Genomic DNA, 15,042 nt, shown 5'->3' with positions numbered 1-15,042 from the left:
GAACCCCCAATAATCTAAATTGTTGGGGGTACTGAATTTCAAATTAGTAAGTCTGAAATATTAGAATTTTAAAACTACAGCTAATTCGAAATCGTCATTGATAGTTTTGTCTCCTAAGTTTTGGAAGAAGTTACCAGAGTTGTATTTGATATCGTATTTAGTTCTGTCAACTTTAAATTCAGTTGTTGCAGTATTTCCTTTTACAGCGATGTCAAAAGTTACAGGTTTAGTGATTCCTTTGATAGTTAAGTCAGCAGTTACAGTGTAAACATCAGCTGATTTAGCACCTATTGTTTTGAAAACTAATTTTGAAGTTGGGTATTTGTCAGTTCCGAAGAAATCGTCAGCTTTTAAGTGACCATTTAATTTTCCCTGGTATTCTCCAGTCAAATCAGTTGCAGTTAATGAAGTCATATCAACTGTAAAACTTCCTCCAGTTAATTTTTTTCCTTTGAAAACTAAAGCTCCTTCTTTAAAGTTTACAGTTCCAGAGTGTTCTCCAGTTACTTTTTTACCAACCCATTTGATAGTAGAAGCTTTTACATCAATTTTTTTAGTTTGTGCGTTTACTGAAACACCAGCCACTGCTACGAATAATGCTATTGCAATTGTTTTTAAATTTTTCATGTTGTAAAATGATTTTGATTGTTATTAAATAATTAAAGTGTGATAAATAATTCTTCCTGAGATTTTCTAACTTTTTTATAATGCTGAGCGTCGTCCTCATCATGTCTGTAACCAATAGTTGCAACAACTGCTGCATTTAAGCCTAATTTGTCTAAACCTAAAATTTCATTGAATGCTGCAGGGCTAAAACCTTCCATTGGCGTAGTGTCAATTTTTAATTCGGCTGCTGCGCTTAATAATGTTCCTAAAGCAATATAAGTTTGTTTAGCAGTCCATACGTTTTTTGCATCGTTTGATAAACCTGCAATCTGTCCTTTGATCATACCACTGAATCCTTCTAAAGCTTCAACCGGGACACCTCTGGTTTCGCTGATGTTTTTCATATACTGATCAACTGAATTTGCATCAAGAGATACATCATTTGCAAAAATGAAAAGGTGAGAAGCATCTGTGATTTGAGTTTGCCCCCAGGCTTCGGCTTTTAATTTTTCTCTTAATTCCGGATTTTCTACAATAACCACTTTAAATGGCTGTAATCCGTATGAAGAAGCGCTTAATCTGACAGCTTCTTTTAATGTATTTAAATCTGATTCTGAGATTTTTTTGGTTGCATCAAATTTTTTAGTTGCATATCTCCAGTTTAAATTGTCTAATAATGTACTCATAATATTAATTTTCTTGGGTTCTGTATTTCTCTAATAATTGGTTTAATAATTCTAATTCTTCAGGGCTTATATTGGAAGCAAATGCATGCTCATGGGCATCTACTTTTGGATCTAATTCTTTTAAAACGTCTAATCCTTTCTGAGTAATCGAAACCTCTATTTTTCGTCGATTGTCCGGACAGACATTTCGGGTTACATACTCTTTTAATAGCAGTTTATCAACCAATCGGGTTGTATTACTTGTTTTGGCAAGCATACGCTCCTGTATCACACACATATTGGCAGGATTTCCTTTTTGTCCTCTTAGTATGCGTAATACATTATATTGTTCTCCGGACAAATCATACGGTTTTATCAACTCGTTGAAATGATCCAGAATTACATTTTGCGTATACATGATATTCAGAATAACTTTTTTCGCATTATCCATCTTAACAGTACTTTTTATAACCTCTTCAATTGTCATAGTTGTAAGTGTATAATTTGTATATACAAATGTATATCTTTTTAACTGTTGTATATACAAGTGTTTTTGTTAATCTTTTGTTAATGTATTTAAAATTCAATATTCAACAAAGGTTTTGGAATTTTAATTCTGGTAAAATTAGTGATTTATATGTTTTAAAATTCTGATTTTATGATAATTAACTAAAAGTTAAAATTGATAAGCTATCTCGAAGTAAAATTATTGATTGTTAGTTTTTTGTAAGATGAACTTTTTGCAGTTTGGGATATTAAATAGCTATTTTAATGTATTTTGTTGGTACTCTGATAAAAGAAAACCTTTTGAAATTGCTTTAAAATTAGAAATTTCCTTAGCGATCCAGATTTCATCATATCCGAGTTCTTTCGCAATTAATCGTGCCGCTTTTTCTGAAGACTCAATTGCCGCCCTCGCATCTAAGAATAATAAACGGACACGTCTTGCCAGAATATCATCGACATTTCTGGCCATTTCATAACGGATTGCCCAAACCACTTCTGCCATAGTGAATTCGTGGTCGGGGTGGAGTTTTTCATTTAGTTCAGGTTCACTTTTTTGTAATTGGGTTATTTTAGGAATATCTGAGCCATAAATGTAAAGGTGATTTTCCCGATCAGCAGTAGTGGTGGGTTTGTTTCCGTGGATGGAAAGATGTTCAGTAACACAATCTTTTTTAGGTAATTTTCCTGTTTTAATGGATTTGTCAATAATTTCCTCAGCCATTTTTCTATACGTAGTCCATTTTCCTCCGGTAATCGTGATTAATCCCGTTTTAGAAACCAGAATTTTATGGCTTCTGGAAACCTCTTTGGTACTTTTGCCCTCTTCTTTAGGTGCTGCCAACGGACGTAAACCTGCAAAAACCGATAATACATCTGCTCGTGTTGGTTTTTTAGCTAAAAAACGTTGGGCTGTTTCAAGAACAAATTGAATCTCACTTTCCAGCGCAACAGGTTCTAAACTGTGACTTTTTATTAAAGTATCTGTGGTCCCAACCACGACGCGGTTATGCCATGGTACTGCAAATAAAACCCTTCCGTCTTTTGTTTTCGGAATCATTAAGGCTTGGCCGCCCGGTAAGAAAGATTTATCAAACACCAAATGGATTCCCTGACTCGGAACGATATATTTTTTATACACTTTATCATTGAGCTTCATTATAGCATTTGTAAAAACGCCTGTAGCATTTATGATGGCAGAACCTTTTATGTGGTATTGAGTTCCAGTTTCCTGATCGATTGCCTGTACGCCAATAACCGTTTCCGTATCATCTTTTATTAGATTAACAACCTTTATATAATTGATAACACAGGCACCTTTTTCTACAGCTGTCTGTGCAAGATTGATAGCCAAACGCGAATCATCAAATTGTCCGTCGTGATAGATTACGCCGTTTACCAATCCCTTTTGCTGTACATTCGGAAGCATTTCAATGGTTTTTTCTTTTGAAATATATTTTGAAAGACCTAAACTTAAACTGCCCGCCAATAAATCATAAATTTTTAAGCCGATAGTATAGAAATAACCGCTCCAGCGATTGTAATTCGGAATAACAAATGATTGGTTTTTAACCAAATGTCCTGCGTTTTGAGATAGCAAACCTCTTTCTTTTAATGCTTCACGTACGAGATGCACATCGCCTTGGGCTAAATAACGAACTCCTCCATGTACGAGTTTTGTACTTCTGCTCGATGTGCCTTTTGCAAAATCAACGGCTTCCAGTAAGATTGTTTTATAACCTCGACTTGCTGCATCAAGAGCCGTACCGAGACCGCTTGCGCCTCCACCAATTATGATTATGTCCCATTTTTCGGTATTTTGTAATTGAGAGAGCTGTTCGGAACGAATCATATTTTAGTTTACTTTTTGGAAAATGTTGTTGAAAGCAAACTTAGCAAAAGGAAATTAAAAATTGATGAAGAAATGGATTTGGTTTTTATTTGTTTCAAGTTTCAAGTTGACTTTTGAACATATTTAACCTCAAAGAGCGTAAGGTTTTTAGAATAGAAAGCTCATGAAAAACGCAAAGTTCACAAGCTTTGTGAAAAAACTCTGTGAACTTTGCGTATATCTTAGCGTGCGATTAAACTTTGTCCAAATTATATCAAACTGAAACCTGAAACAAATTGTAACCTGAAACAAATTTTTAGTGAGGAAGTTTGTCTTTTACCAATCCGTAAACCCAGGTTCCGGCAATGGCGCTTACTAAAGTTACAATAATAACTGTTGCACCTGTACCAATTTGGGCGAACAATGGTCCCGGACAAGCTCCGGTAATGGCCCATCCGAAACCGAATAACAATCCGCCATATATTTGTCCCTTGTTGAAAGTTTTTGGCTGGATTTCGATTTTTTCTCCTTGTAAAGTTTTTATATTGAATTTTTTAATCAATTGAACTGATAGTAATCCAACAGCAACTGCGCTTCCAATTACACCATACATATGAAATGATTCTAAACTGAACATTTCCTGAATGCGGAACCAACTGATGATTTCGGCTTTTACAAATATAATTCCGAAAAAAATCCCAACGATTAAATATTTTAGGTTTCCAAACACGGATTCATTTTGCTGACTTGCGTTGATTCCTTCGTTGTCTGTATTTTTATTTTCTAAACTCATTTTTTAAAATTTTAAAGTGAAAGAATATAAGGCAAAATCAAAAGTGACATTATAAAACCGCCAATCATAAAACAGATGGTTGCTACTAACGACGGCCATTGCAGATTTGATAATCCCATAATGGCATGTCCGCTTGTACAGCCTCCTGCATAACGGGTTCCGAAGCCTACTAAAAATCCGCCCACAACAATCATGATAAACCCTCGAAGTGTGAATAAACTTTCCCACGAAAATAATTGCGACGGAACTAAACCATTGTGGTCTGTGATTCCGTAAGTAGCTAATTTTGCTGACAATTCGGGAGTGATAACAACTGCGTTTGGATTTGACAGGAAATAACCGGCGATAATACCACCAAAAAATATTCCTAGAACGAAAAATAAATTCCAGCTTTCTTTTTTCCAGTTGTATTTAAAAAAGGAAATATTAGCAGGAATACATGCAGCACAAATATGGCGCAATGAGGAACTGATTCCGAAAGATTTATTTCCGATGATTAATAAAATTGGAACAGTCAATCCAATCAATGGGCCTGCAACGTACCAGGGCCAGGGCTCTTTTATAATTTCTAGTATACTCATGTTTATTTAAAAATTAAAATGTTTTTTTTCACCGTAATAAGTGATGTAAGTAATTATAAGCTGGAGTTTAGATTGCGCTTAACTTATATGAACTTACAAGTTTAATTAGTTTATAGTTAAAACGCACCGAAATTAAATGAACTTATATAACTTATATGGTAAAAGAATTTATGTTCAATGTTTATGCTTTCAAAACCTTACTTTGGCAAACGAAATCAGATTTTGCAATAGTTGTTTTTGCTATTGCTCCAAAACCGCCTTCAATTTCGGTGAAATTTCTGAAACCTCTTGCTTGTAAAATCGAAGCGGCAATCATGCTTCTATAACCACCTGCACAATGCAGATAAAAATGTTCCTTAGGGTCAATATCTTTTACCCAGTCATTAATATAAGCCAAAGGTTTGCTGTATGCATCTTCGATATGTTCAGCCTCATATTCAGTTTCTTTTCGAACATCGATTATTTTGTCTTTTTGAATGTCGGCTTCGTTTGCAAATTGCTCTGCTGTGATTCGGTTTACAGAATCTGTTTCAAAACCTGCTTTTTGCCAGGCTTCAAAGCCATCTTTCAAATGTCCGATGATTGTATCAAAACCTACACGGCTTAAACGGGTTACGGTTTCTTCTTGCATACCAGCTTCGGTAACCAATATAATAGGTTGTTTTACATTAGCAATTAAAGTTCCAACCCAGGGAGCAAAATCGCCGTTGATTCCAATATTAATAGATTGTGGAATATAGGCTTTACTAAAATCGGCTGCACTTCTTGTGTCCAGAATTAAAGCATTGGTTTTTTCTGCGACAGTTTCAAAATCTTCTGCTTTGATTTCCTTCATTCCATTGTGTAAAACCGATTCAAAGCTTTCATATCCTTTTTTATTCATCGCAACGTTCATACTGAAATAGGCTGGAGGAGGCAATAAACCATCTGTGACTTCTTTGATGAATTCGGTTTCGGTCATATTTTCACGCAAAGCATAATTGGTTATTTTTTGATTCCCGATGGTCGAAATCGTTTCCTTGCTCATATTTTTTCCACACGCACTTCCGGCACCGTGCGCAGGGTAAACAATCACATCATCAGCCAAAGTCATAATTTTATTTCGAAGTGAATAAAATAAAATCCCGGCGAGTTCATCCTGAGTCATTCCTGCCGCTTTTTGAGCAAGGTCAGGGCGTCCAACATCACCGATAAATAGAGTATCTCCGGAAAAAATAGCGTAATCTTTTCCGTTTTCATCAATAAGTAAATAAGTCGTGCTTTCCATCGTATGACCGGGGGTATGTAAGGCTTTGATGATAATATTTCCGATTTTAAAATCCTCTCCGTCTTTAGCAATAATACATTCAAATTCAGGTTTGGCATTTGGGCCGTAAACAATGGATGCGTGAGTTTCTTTGCTTAAATCAAGATGACCAGAAACGAAATCGGCGTGAAAATGTGTTTCAAAAATGTATTTCAGTTTAACGCCGTCTCGTTCCAGACGATCCAGATAAGGCTGAATTTCACGAAGCGGATCAACAATAGCAGCTTCTCCATTTGAAGTAATATAGTATGCACCTTGTGCGAGACATCCGGTGTAAATTTGTTCTATTTTCATGATTTTCTTAGTAAATAATTGGATGACAAAGGTAAGTTTGTTTTAGGCTAAAGTAAGTGACTAATGTTACAGAAATCTGGTTTTGCAGAAAAAACTTTAAATAATTTACCATATAAGTGATATAAGTTCATTTTAGATTTTTCGTAAAATTATATTTACTCATATGGTTTAAAAATTTACAAATAAACTAGTTTTGCAGGACAGCAATTCAGGTTTTAATGGGTAAATTTGTGGAACTTCATAAACAAATTACCTTATGGAAGAAATGCTCTTTTATGACCGAATGCAATTTGCCTTCACCATTACTTTTCATTATCTTTTTCCACAGCTTACAATGGGGCTTTCACTCATTATTGTTTACTTTAAGTGGAAATATCTCAAAACCAATAACGAACAATACAATCATGCCACGCATTTCTGGATGAAAATCTTCGCCCTGAATTTTGCAATGGGAGTTGTAACCGGAATCCCGATGGAGTTTCAGTTTGGAACGAACTGGGCCAAGTTCTCCGAATTAACTGGTGGAATTATTGGACAAACTCTTGCTATGGAGGGGATGTTTTCTTTCTTTCTCGAATCTTCTTTTCTCGGGATCTTTTTATTTGGAGAAAAACTTCTTGGGCATAAATGGCATTTTGTAACCGGATTGTTGATTATGGTTGGCTCCTGGGCTAGCGGCTACTTAATAATTGCTACACATTCGTGGATGCAGAATCCGGTAGGCTATGAAATTTTGGAAAACGGAAAATTTGTACTGACGAATTTTAAAGCGTTGTTTTTAAATCCATGGTTGTGGCCTTCTTACCTGCACAATCAGGCGGCTTCTTTGGTAACAAGTTCGTTTGTGGTTGCCGGAATTGGCGCTTTTTATATTTTAAGCAGAAAAAATGTTTCTTTTGGAAAATTGTTTTTAAAAACCGGAGTCATTTTTGGATTAATTTCGACTATCATCGTTGCCGTTCCAACAGGCGATTTACTTGCTAAAAACGTAGTGAAATACCAGCCAGTGACTTTTGCCGCTATGGAAGGAATTTTTCATACCGAAAAAAAAGGTTCTGAAATTGTCTTAATAGGACAGCCCGATGTAAAAGACAAAAAACTCGATAATAAAATCGCCGTTCCAAATATTTTGAGCTTCCTGACGTATGGAAACTGGAATCAGGAAATTAAAGGTTTAGACCAGTTTGAAGAAGACCTGCATCCAACCAATATTTCAGGATTGTATTATGCGTATCATATTATGGTAGGACTTGGAACAGTATTTATCGGCTTGATGGTCCTTGCACTCTTCCAGTTAATCAGAGGGAAATTGTTTGAAACGAAATGGATTTTATGGTCGCTGATGTTTATGATGCCGTTTCCGTATATTGCTAACACCACAGGCTGGTACACCGCCGAATTAGGAAGACAGCCCTGGCTGGTTTATAATTTATTGCGGACAGCATCGGGTGCTTCGCCAACAGTTTCTTCCGGAAATACCTTGTTTACATTATTGGGTTTTATAGGTTTATACCTTTTGCTCGGAATGCTGTTTTTGCTTTTGGTTGGAAAAATTATCAATAAAGGACCGCATCATGTGGAACTTTCAACAGAAAAAATATAAGTATGGAATTTTTTTGGTACGTAGTTTTAATGGGAATACTTGCTGTTTATCTGGTATTGGACGGTTATGATTTTGGTGCAGGAATTATTCATTTGTTTTTTGCGAAAACAGAAAGGGATAAAAAAGTTATTACAAACTCCATTGGTCCTTTTTGGGATGCCAATGAAGTCTGGCTGATTGCTGCCGGAGGTGTTTTGTTTTTTGCTTTCCCGACTTTGTATGCATCGTCTTTCAGCGGATTTTACCTGCCTTTGATTATGATTTTATGGCTTTTGATTTTCCGCGCCATCGGATTAGAAATGCGAGGACAGGTGCACCATCATATGTGGGAAGCGATTTGGGACAAAGCGTTCGGAATAGCGAGTTTGCTTTTGGCACTTTTCTTCGGAATGGCGCTGGGAAATATCGTTCGTGGTGTAAACCTCGGAATGGTCCAAAATGGTGTTTCGACTCAGGAGGCACATTATTTCTTTCTGCCTTTATGGAATCCGACTTTTAGCCCGCAGGCAAATGAATTGGGAATTATTGACTGGTTTACTTTGTTTTTGGGAATTGTAAGTGTTGTAGCGCTGACCATTCACGGTGCAAACTGGATTATTTACAAAACGAATTCTTCTTTAAATCCGAAGCTTAAAAATGTTGTTTTTAAACTGAATATTGTTTTGCTGGTTTTGGTCTTTATTTCACTTCAGGTCTGGCATTTTATTGAGCCTAAACCGTTTCATAATTTTGTAGAAAACCCAATTTTATGGTTTTTTCCGATTCTGACTTTTGTTGGGATTTTAGGATTATTTAAAGTTCGTTCTTTTAAAAAAGACGGTTACGGTTTTCTGTTTTCGACTTTGTTTTTAGTAGGCGGATTTGCCTCAACAGCGGTTTCGATTTTCCCGAATGTTCTTCCTTCAACGAATAAAGTGAACCCTTCATTGACGATTTACAATACAGCCGCCGGAGAATACGGTTTGAATGCTAGTCTGAGCTGGTTCTTTATTGCTTTGTTTCTGGTGATTGTTTATTTTATTATTCAGTATCGTGTTTTTAGCGGGAAGATGGATGATGTTGGGTATGGAGAGCATTGATATGTTTTTAGTGACGAATTCACGAATTAAATGTAATGAATCAGAATCTTTGTCAAAGCTATAAACTTTTAGAAGGATTACAAAAGTGTAAAATATGCATTGCCTCCAGTTTTAACTGGAGGTTTTTTTATTTGGATTAGGAAAAGGCTTTAGCCAAAAGATTAAAGTAGACTGCACCCAAAAGTTTAGACAGATTTAAAAGATGGGTTAAAAGAAGTTTCGGTATTATTATTTAACAATTGTAAATGCTTTATTCATTTTGAATCGCGTTAGGGATAGAAGTGGTATCCTTTTTCCTGCTGCTGCCAGCAGGGAAAAGATACAAGCATATAGCCCGGCCGTAGGAAACGCCCAAAGCACTTTTTTTATTACAAGACAATTTCTTTATAATTATGCATTCCTACTGCCTAACTGCTAATGCGGATTTAAAAGCAAACCGTTGACTACAAAAAAGGTTCTGTACTTAAACTAGTATGCCAAAATCCGTCAAAGTATTTTAAACCTGTACCGATAGCTCTGTCCATTGTGGCATGGGCAAGCAAGATTATTCCAATGAGCATCAGTTTTCGGTTATCTTTTGCGAGTCCATACAGTCCAATGATTACTGCAGTTCCTTTGAAATGAATGATGTTGTACGTAATTGCACCTGTTGCCGAATTGAAAGCATAGCCTATCATAGCCAAATCGGGCAGAAGCAAAAGAACAGGGAACCACCACCATTTTAAGTTTAAACGTGAAAATAAATAGATGCATCCGAGAAACATAATGAGTTCTTCAATTTGAATTAAAATTTCCATAATAATTGAGTTTTAAAAGTTATAAATGGGGATTAATAAGCTTTTTTGATTTGGTTTGTCCAATTTTCTAAATGTTCTGAAACGGATCTGTCTGCTTTGTCGAAAAAAAGATGTTCAATAACCTCAAGTCCTGAGTAAGTATAAATGCCTTTGTCTGATGTCAGCAGCAAGGCCTTATCCATTCCGATTGCTTCATATTCTGCTTTCGATTTTCCGTGGGTATTGATAATGACTGCTTTTTTGCCTGCAAGTAGTCCTTTCTGGATGCCCTGATCGTAACGATACGCAAATCCATAACTGAAAACGCGGTCGATGTACCCTTTCATAATAGCCGGTAATCCTGTCCACCAAATAGGGTGGATAAATGTGATGCAGTCTGCCCATGTAATAAATTCCTGCTCTCGTTTTACATCGTCAGATACTAATCCGTTTCGTTGTCCTGCCATGTCGTCCAATGAAAGTACAGGGTTGAAATTCAGGGCATACAAATCCCGAATTACGACTTCGTGATTGTTTTTCTCAAGATGTGCTGCAGTAGTGCTTTTTAAATAGCTGTTTAAGCTGTTTGGATTGGGATGGGCATAAATAATAAGATGTTTCATCGTTTTGTAGTTTTTGTAATTTGATGAAACAAATGTAGGATGCCTTTATGGCTTAAAATTGTAAGAAAACGAAATCAGGATATTGGATTGCAGATATCCTGCTGGAATTTTAGATATTGGGAAGGAGTAAGATTAATGTAATGTTTAAAGTCTTTTATGAGTTGGCTTTGGTCATAATAACCACATTGGGTTACAATTTCGAACCAGTCAATTTTTGAAGATAAAGATGCCAGATTTTGTATGAGTTCGATAGCTTTTAAAAATCTTTCGTACCGGTTGTATTCTTTGGAAGAATAACCAAAGTGTTTTTTATGCTGAAGCTGCATGTTACGTTCGGCCTGGTTGTTTTGACTTGCAACATACTTTATAGAATTTAATGATTGATCCCTGAAATTTGACAATTGTTCGGCAATATTATTTCTCGTTACAAGATAAGGTTCGCTAAATTCAAGGACGCAATTAACTCTTTCCTCAATATTTTGTATTTTACTAAGTTTATACCATAAAATCCCAAAACAATCGTCGTTTACTAAATCGTCGGGACTAATAGGCAAATGCTCTGAAATAGCAGCATTGCCAAAAAAACGTGAAAAAGCGTCATCTTTAAAATTGACGGTTAACATTTCGGTGCGATGAGGTAAAACATAATCAAAAGCCTGTTTTATTGGACCAATTATGAGGTATTTGTCAACTTCAATCTTTGTATTTTGTTTCGTAATTAAATAGGGTTTTGCTCCGAAATTAAAAATTAATATGGTTTGATAAGAAGGTAATAAAGTTTTGGAAATAAGTTTTCCGGATTTATTTTCTGCAAAATAAAAATGAGTAAATACTTCTTCAAAACGGGACGGTATTGGTATTCTGAAGTTGTTATGTTCGGAATTATCTTCTGTCATTGCCTTTACTGTTATATTGTTTTGTGTCTTATATGAATTGGTTTTTATTTTATCTTTCATTTTATCATTCACAACTGACATCTTTTCTATTCTTACATTCATTTTGTTTCAACTTGTTCTATTAAAGTTAATCAAAACGATTTTGCAAATAAAACTTAAAATTACAAACTTAAATTTTCATTTTAATAGCTGGACTTTTTTAAAAACAGTATTTTTTAATTAGAAAAATAAGTTTTAAGTCTTTATAGCACAGCCTGATTGCAGAAATCCCCCAACAGGATATTGGTTTTTTAGTAAATAAAAAATAAAATTAATGGTAATTAGGTTACTGTTTTTCTAAGTTTTTAATTACAACTATTGGTTATATTCTATAATTTTTGTTTTAAGATAAAAAAGAAGTTAATACCTAATATTGCACATCTAAGATTTTCCGGAAGATCTTAAAAAGATGTTTATGCAAACTCTTATTTCTTATTATTATGTTCATAACAATTTTTAGCGACACAATTAAATTTAACTACAAATCTAAAAACTGGCAGTATAATTTTGATGAAATTAAAGAACTTGGACTGCTAAGAAAAAGGAAAAAATATTTTCTTGAAAACAGTGCTTTTATTGCCGTAACCGCCGTGGCATATTATTGTATGATTTTTACTGATATGATGGATTTATACTATATCATTCCCACAATTTTATGTTACGCTTTTATTATAATCGCAAGATTTGATTCTTCAGAATTTATATATTTTGTTTTTGTAAAAGATATTTATCAAAAAGAGACAAGAATTAAAATTGAAGCAAATGACCGTTTTCTGATAGGCAGGCAGATAGATCAATATCTGGATTTTCAGTTTGAAAGAAATATAAAAAGTACTGCTTAAATAAAGAATAAAGAAAATGTATGTGTTTGGAATTTCTCACTATGATGTGGTTATCATAATGGCAGCTTTGATGTATGGTTATTTTATCACTATCAGAAAAAAATAATGAAATACAGGGTTGTAATTTTCTGATAATAGGAAGTTTTTAGAATCCTAAATAAATAAAGTATTAACGCAAATAACAATGGGAGTGAACTTTCGAAGACAAAATCATAATTAATAGAAAAGCTTTTTAAGCAGGACAAGAGTTGAGCCGGGTTGTTATAAACAAAAATTTGGGGAAATTTGATGTAACTCCAGGTAAAATGCGTCCTGTTTTTAGCCCAAATCTTATTTGGGCTAAAAGCTTTTTTATAAAGCCTAAAACAAAACTTCCTTAGTGATAATATAAATTCCCATAATAAGTACAAACCAGCCAAAAAGAGGCTTTAACTTTGTACCATCTATTTTTTTAGAAAGCTGGCTTCCTATTAACATTCCCAAAAGTGCCATTATCGAAATACCCAATAAAAAAGGATAATTGATTCGTGTTCCGATGTATAAGTCTCCTCCAAAACCTATTACAGAATTGATTGTGATGATTAATAATGAAGTTCCTACGGCCTGTTTCATTGGTAATTTAGCGAAAAACAGCAAGGCTGGGATGATTAAGAATCCGCCTCCGGCACCCAGAAATCCCGTTACTATTCCAACTACAAAACCTATTACGCTTAATTGGATATAATTAGTTTTGGTTGCTTTTATTTCGGGCTCGTTTTTCCGAATCATAGAAATCGCCGCAGTAATCATCAAAATAGAGAAGACAACCATAATCAGGAAATCTTTTGAAACCGAATAGGAAGCGACGGAAAATAAAGTAGCTGCGATCTGAGGGAAAATGACTTCGCGGATAATTAGGATGGATACCACAGAAGGAATCGCAAAATACAAAGCCGATTTGAGTTTCAGATTGCCCATTTTGTAATGGCTGTAACTTCCGGACATGGCGGTTATTCCGACAATAAATAAGGAGTATGACGTGGCCTGTTCTGGATTTACCTTAAATAAGTATACTAAAATTGGTACCGTAAGTATAGAACCGCCTCCACCGATTAAGCCGAGAGAGATTCCGATAATAACTGAAGCAAAATAACCAGCGTATTCCATTGCATTTGTTTTTTATACAAAGTTGCTTCGGAAATTAGGATTATACAGTAACATTTATCACAGAAGGTATTTTTTTGATACAGCATTTAAAAGCTGAATGTAAAAGAATATAATTAGCGCAAATTAGTAGAATTAGTCTTTAATAATTCGATCTGATTTCGGTTTAGTTTGACAAGGCCGCGCTGTTCCATTTTTTTGAGTAATCTCGAAACCACTTCCCTGGAGGTATTTAATTCGGATGCAATTTCCTGATGTGATAATTTGACTTCAGAACAGCCGCAAGCATCGGAGTGGCGTTTTAAATAGAATTCAAGGCGTTCATCCATAGAGCGGAAAGCTATGTTATCGACTACTTCAAGTACTTCTTCAAAGCGATTTCGGTAGGTTTCGATAACAAATTCGTACCAGGATCTGTGTTCCATCATCCATTTGTCCATCATTTGAAGCGGAATCATCATAACCGTAACATCCTCAACGACTTTCGCCATAATCTGGCTTTTTTCGCTTTTTGCAGTACAGATCATCGAAATAGCACAGGCTTGTCCGGGCTGTAAATAATACATTAAAAACTCACCTCCATCGTCGCCTTCGCGATAAATTTTGATTTTTCCTTTGGTAATTAAAACCGTGTTTTTGATATATTGCCCGGTTCGCATTAGGATAGTTCCGGCTTTAAAATCCTGCAGGCTTCCGCTTTCTTCAATTGTCGCAATAAGTTCATTGGAGAAATTAGGAAATAGGGTTTTTAATGAATTTTCCATTGGAATAATAATTTTTCTAAATCAGATGATTTGTATTATTGAAACTCGCCATCAATCACAGATATTAGTTTTTTCTCTTAATTTATCAAAAGGTTAATAAAAAATAATTTTTTGTAAAGATAAGAGATTGAAATGGTATAAAATGTCAGAAAACTATTTTTAAGATAGGAATACTTAAAATGAAAATATCCTATTTTCTGGTGATATTAAAGTATGTTTTTTTGAAAATAGTGAGTAAATTTGTAAAACGCTGACAATTTTATGTTCTCTAAAACGTTTTCTCTGAATAATAATCGAAAAAGTATTTTGAACGTATTTTATGTAGTAAAAACTTTTAATTTTACAAAAAACACAATGCTATGAATTTATCACAAGAAGATTGGGTTGAACAATTAAAGTCTGATGAAAATGCAGTTATACTGGATGTAAGAACTGAAGACGAGTTTAATGACGGCTATATTGAAAACGCTGTAAACATTGACATCAATAAAGGCCAGGCTTTTATTTATGAAATAGAAGAATTAGATAAAAACAAAAATTATTACGTGTATTGCCGTTCAGGAGCAAGAAGTGCAAAAGCATGTCAGATTATGAATGAATTAGGTTTTGAGAATGCCTATAATCTGCTTGGCGGAATCCTGGATTGGGAAGGTGATACCGTAAATCCATAAAAGTGAAAGAGGCGGCAAAGCCTCTT

At 34.8% G+C, this 15,042-nt stretch carries 16 protein-coding genes; 4 read left to right on the top strand and 12 right to left on the bottom strand.

Annotated features, from left to right (window positions below; translation table 11 throughout):
- Window positions 1-60: 60 nt before the first annotated feature.
- The 7 genes from P5P89_RS02945 to P5P89_RS02915 all read right to left on the bottom strand — a co-directional run bounded on the left by P5P89_RS02945 (window position 61) and on the right by P5P89_RS02915 (window position 6,580).
- Window positions 61-627: a YceI family protein gene (locus P5P89_RS02945; RefSeq protein ID WP_278010670.1), complete on the bottom strand. Its 567-nt coding sequence runs from the start codon at window positions 625-627 to the stop codon at window positions 61-63.
- Window positions 628-659: 32 nt separating this feature from the next.
- Window positions 660-1,292, bottom strand: coding sequence for an NAD(P)H-dependent oxidoreductase (locus P5P89_RS02940; protein ID WP_278010669.1), 633 nt, complete (start codon window positions 1,290-1,292; stop codon window positions 660-662).
- 4 nt (window positions 1,293-1,296) lie between these two features.
- Window positions 1,297-1,758, bottom strand: coding sequence for a MarR family winged helix-turn-helix transcriptional regulator (locus P5P89_RS02935; RefSeq protein ID WP_278010668.1), 462 nt, complete (start codon window positions 1,756-1,758; stop codon window positions 1,297-1,299).
- 276 nt (window positions 1,759-2,034) lie between these two features.
- Complete coding sequence (locus tag P5P89_RS02930; RefSeq protein WP_278010667.1) at window positions 2,035-3,627, bottom strand: glycerol-3-phosphate dehydrogenase/oxidase; 1,593 nt, start codon at window positions 3,625-3,627, stop codon at window positions 2,035-2,037.
- A 295-nt stretch (window positions 3,628-3,922) separates the two neighbouring features.
- Window positions 3,923-4,399, bottom strand: a complete 477-nt coding sequence (locus P5P89_RS02925; RefSeq protein WP_278010666.1) for a DUF6691 family protein — start codon at window positions 4,397-4,399, stop codon at window positions 3,923-3,925.
- Between the two features lie 11 nt (window positions 4,400-4,410).
- Window positions 4,411-4,974, bottom strand: coding sequence for a YeeE/YedE family protein (locus P5P89_RS02920; RefSeq protein WP_278011978.1), 564 nt, complete (start codon window positions 4,972-4,974; stop codon window positions 4,411-4,413).
- Between the two features lie 187 nt (window positions 4,975-5,161).
- Window positions 5,162-6,580 carry an MBL fold metallo-hydrolase gene (locus P5P89_RS02915; RefSeq protein ID WP_278010665.1) on the bottom strand — a complete coding sequence of 473 codons (1,419 nt, stop codon included), beginning with the start codon at window positions 6,578-6,580 and terminating at the stop codon, window positions 5,162-5,164.
- A gap of 256 nt (window positions 6,581-6,836) precedes the next feature.
- Between P5P89_RS02915 and P5P89_RS02910 the strand changes: the two genes are divergently transcribed.
- Window positions 6,837-8,183: a cytochrome ubiquinol oxidase subunit I gene (locus P5P89_RS02910; RefSeq protein WP_278010664.1), complete on the top strand. Its 1,347-nt coding sequence runs from the start codon at window positions 6,837-6,839 to the stop codon at window positions 8,181-8,183.
- Between the two features lie 2 nt (window positions 8,184-8,185).
- Window positions 8,186-9,262, top strand: coding sequence for a cytochrome d ubiquinol oxidase subunit II (gene cydB / locus P5P89_RS02905; protein WP_278010663.1), 1,077 nt, complete (start codon window positions 8,186-8,188; stop codon window positions 9,260-9,262).
- 443 nt (window positions 9,263-9,705) lie between these two features.
- Here the strand turns inward: cydB and P5P89_RS02900 are convergent, their stop codons facing one another.
- The 3 genes from P5P89_RS02900 to P5P89_RS02890 all read right to left on the bottom strand — a co-directional run bounded on the left by P5P89_RS02900 (window position 9,706) and on the right by P5P89_RS02890 (window position 11,659).
- A complete protein-coding gene (locus tag P5P89_RS02900; RefSeq protein WP_278010662.1) occupies window positions 9,706-10,059 on the bottom strand; it encodes a DUF4260 domain-containing protein in 354 nt (117 codons plus the stop codon).
- A 32-nt stretch (window positions 10,060-10,091) separates the two neighbouring features.
- Window positions 10,092-10,661, bottom strand: coding sequence for an NAD(P)H-dependent oxidoreductase (locus tag P5P89_RS02895; protein ID WP_278010661.1), 570 nt, complete (start codon window positions 10,659-10,661; stop codon window positions 10,092-10,094).
- Window positions 10,662-10,735: 74 nt separating this feature from the next.
- Window positions 10,736-11,659: a helix-turn-helix domain-containing protein gene (locus P5P89_RS02890; protein ID WP_278010660.1), complete on the bottom strand. Its 924-nt coding sequence runs from the start codon at window positions 11,657-11,659 to the stop codon at window positions 10,736-10,738.
- 377 nt (window positions 11,660-12,036) lie between these two features.
- On the opposite strand from P5P89_RS02890, the gene P5P89_RS02885 reads away from it, so the two are divergent.
- Window positions 12,037-12,438, top strand: coding sequence for a hypothetical protein (locus P5P89_RS02885; protein WP_278010659.1), 402 nt, complete (start codon window positions 12,037-12,039; stop codon window positions 12,436-12,438).
- A gap of 360 nt (window positions 12,439-12,798) precedes the next feature.
- Here P5P89_RS02885 and P5P89_RS02880 read toward each other — a convergent pair whose 3' ends face one another.
- On the bottom strand, window positions 12,799-13,584 hold the full coding sequence (locus tag P5P89_RS02880) for a sulfite exporter TauE/SafE family protein (protein WP_278010658.1): 786 nt from the start codon (window positions 13,582-13,584) through the stop codon (window positions 12,799-12,801).
- 113 nt (window positions 13,585-13,697) lie between these two features.
- The gene (locus P5P89_RS02875; RefSeq protein ID WP_278010657.1) at window positions 13,698-14,345 is read right to left on the bottom strand and encodes a Crp/Fnr family transcriptional regulator; all 648 of its coding nucleotides are present in this window, start codon (window positions 14,343-14,345) and stop codon (window positions 13,698-13,700) included.
- A 359-nt stretch (window positions 14,346-14,704) separates the two neighbouring features.
- Between P5P89_RS02875 and P5P89_RS02870 the strand changes: the two genes are divergently transcribed.
- On the top strand, window positions 14,705-15,016 hold the full coding sequence (locus P5P89_RS02870) for a rhodanese-like domain-containing protein (RefSeq protein WP_078226243.1): 312 nt from the start codon (window positions 14,705-14,707) through the stop codon (window positions 15,014-15,016).
- The last annotated feature ends 26 nt before the right edge of the window (window positions 15,017-15,042 follow it).

The organism is Flavobacterium gyeonganense, from assembly GCF_029625295.1.
Lineage (GTDB): Bacteria > Bacteroidota > Bacteroidia > Flavobacteriales > Flavobacteriaceae > Flavobacterium > Flavobacterium gyeonganense.
Note: the sequence above shows the minus strand (reverse complement) of the source record. Positions and strands in the feature narration are given on the sequence as shown.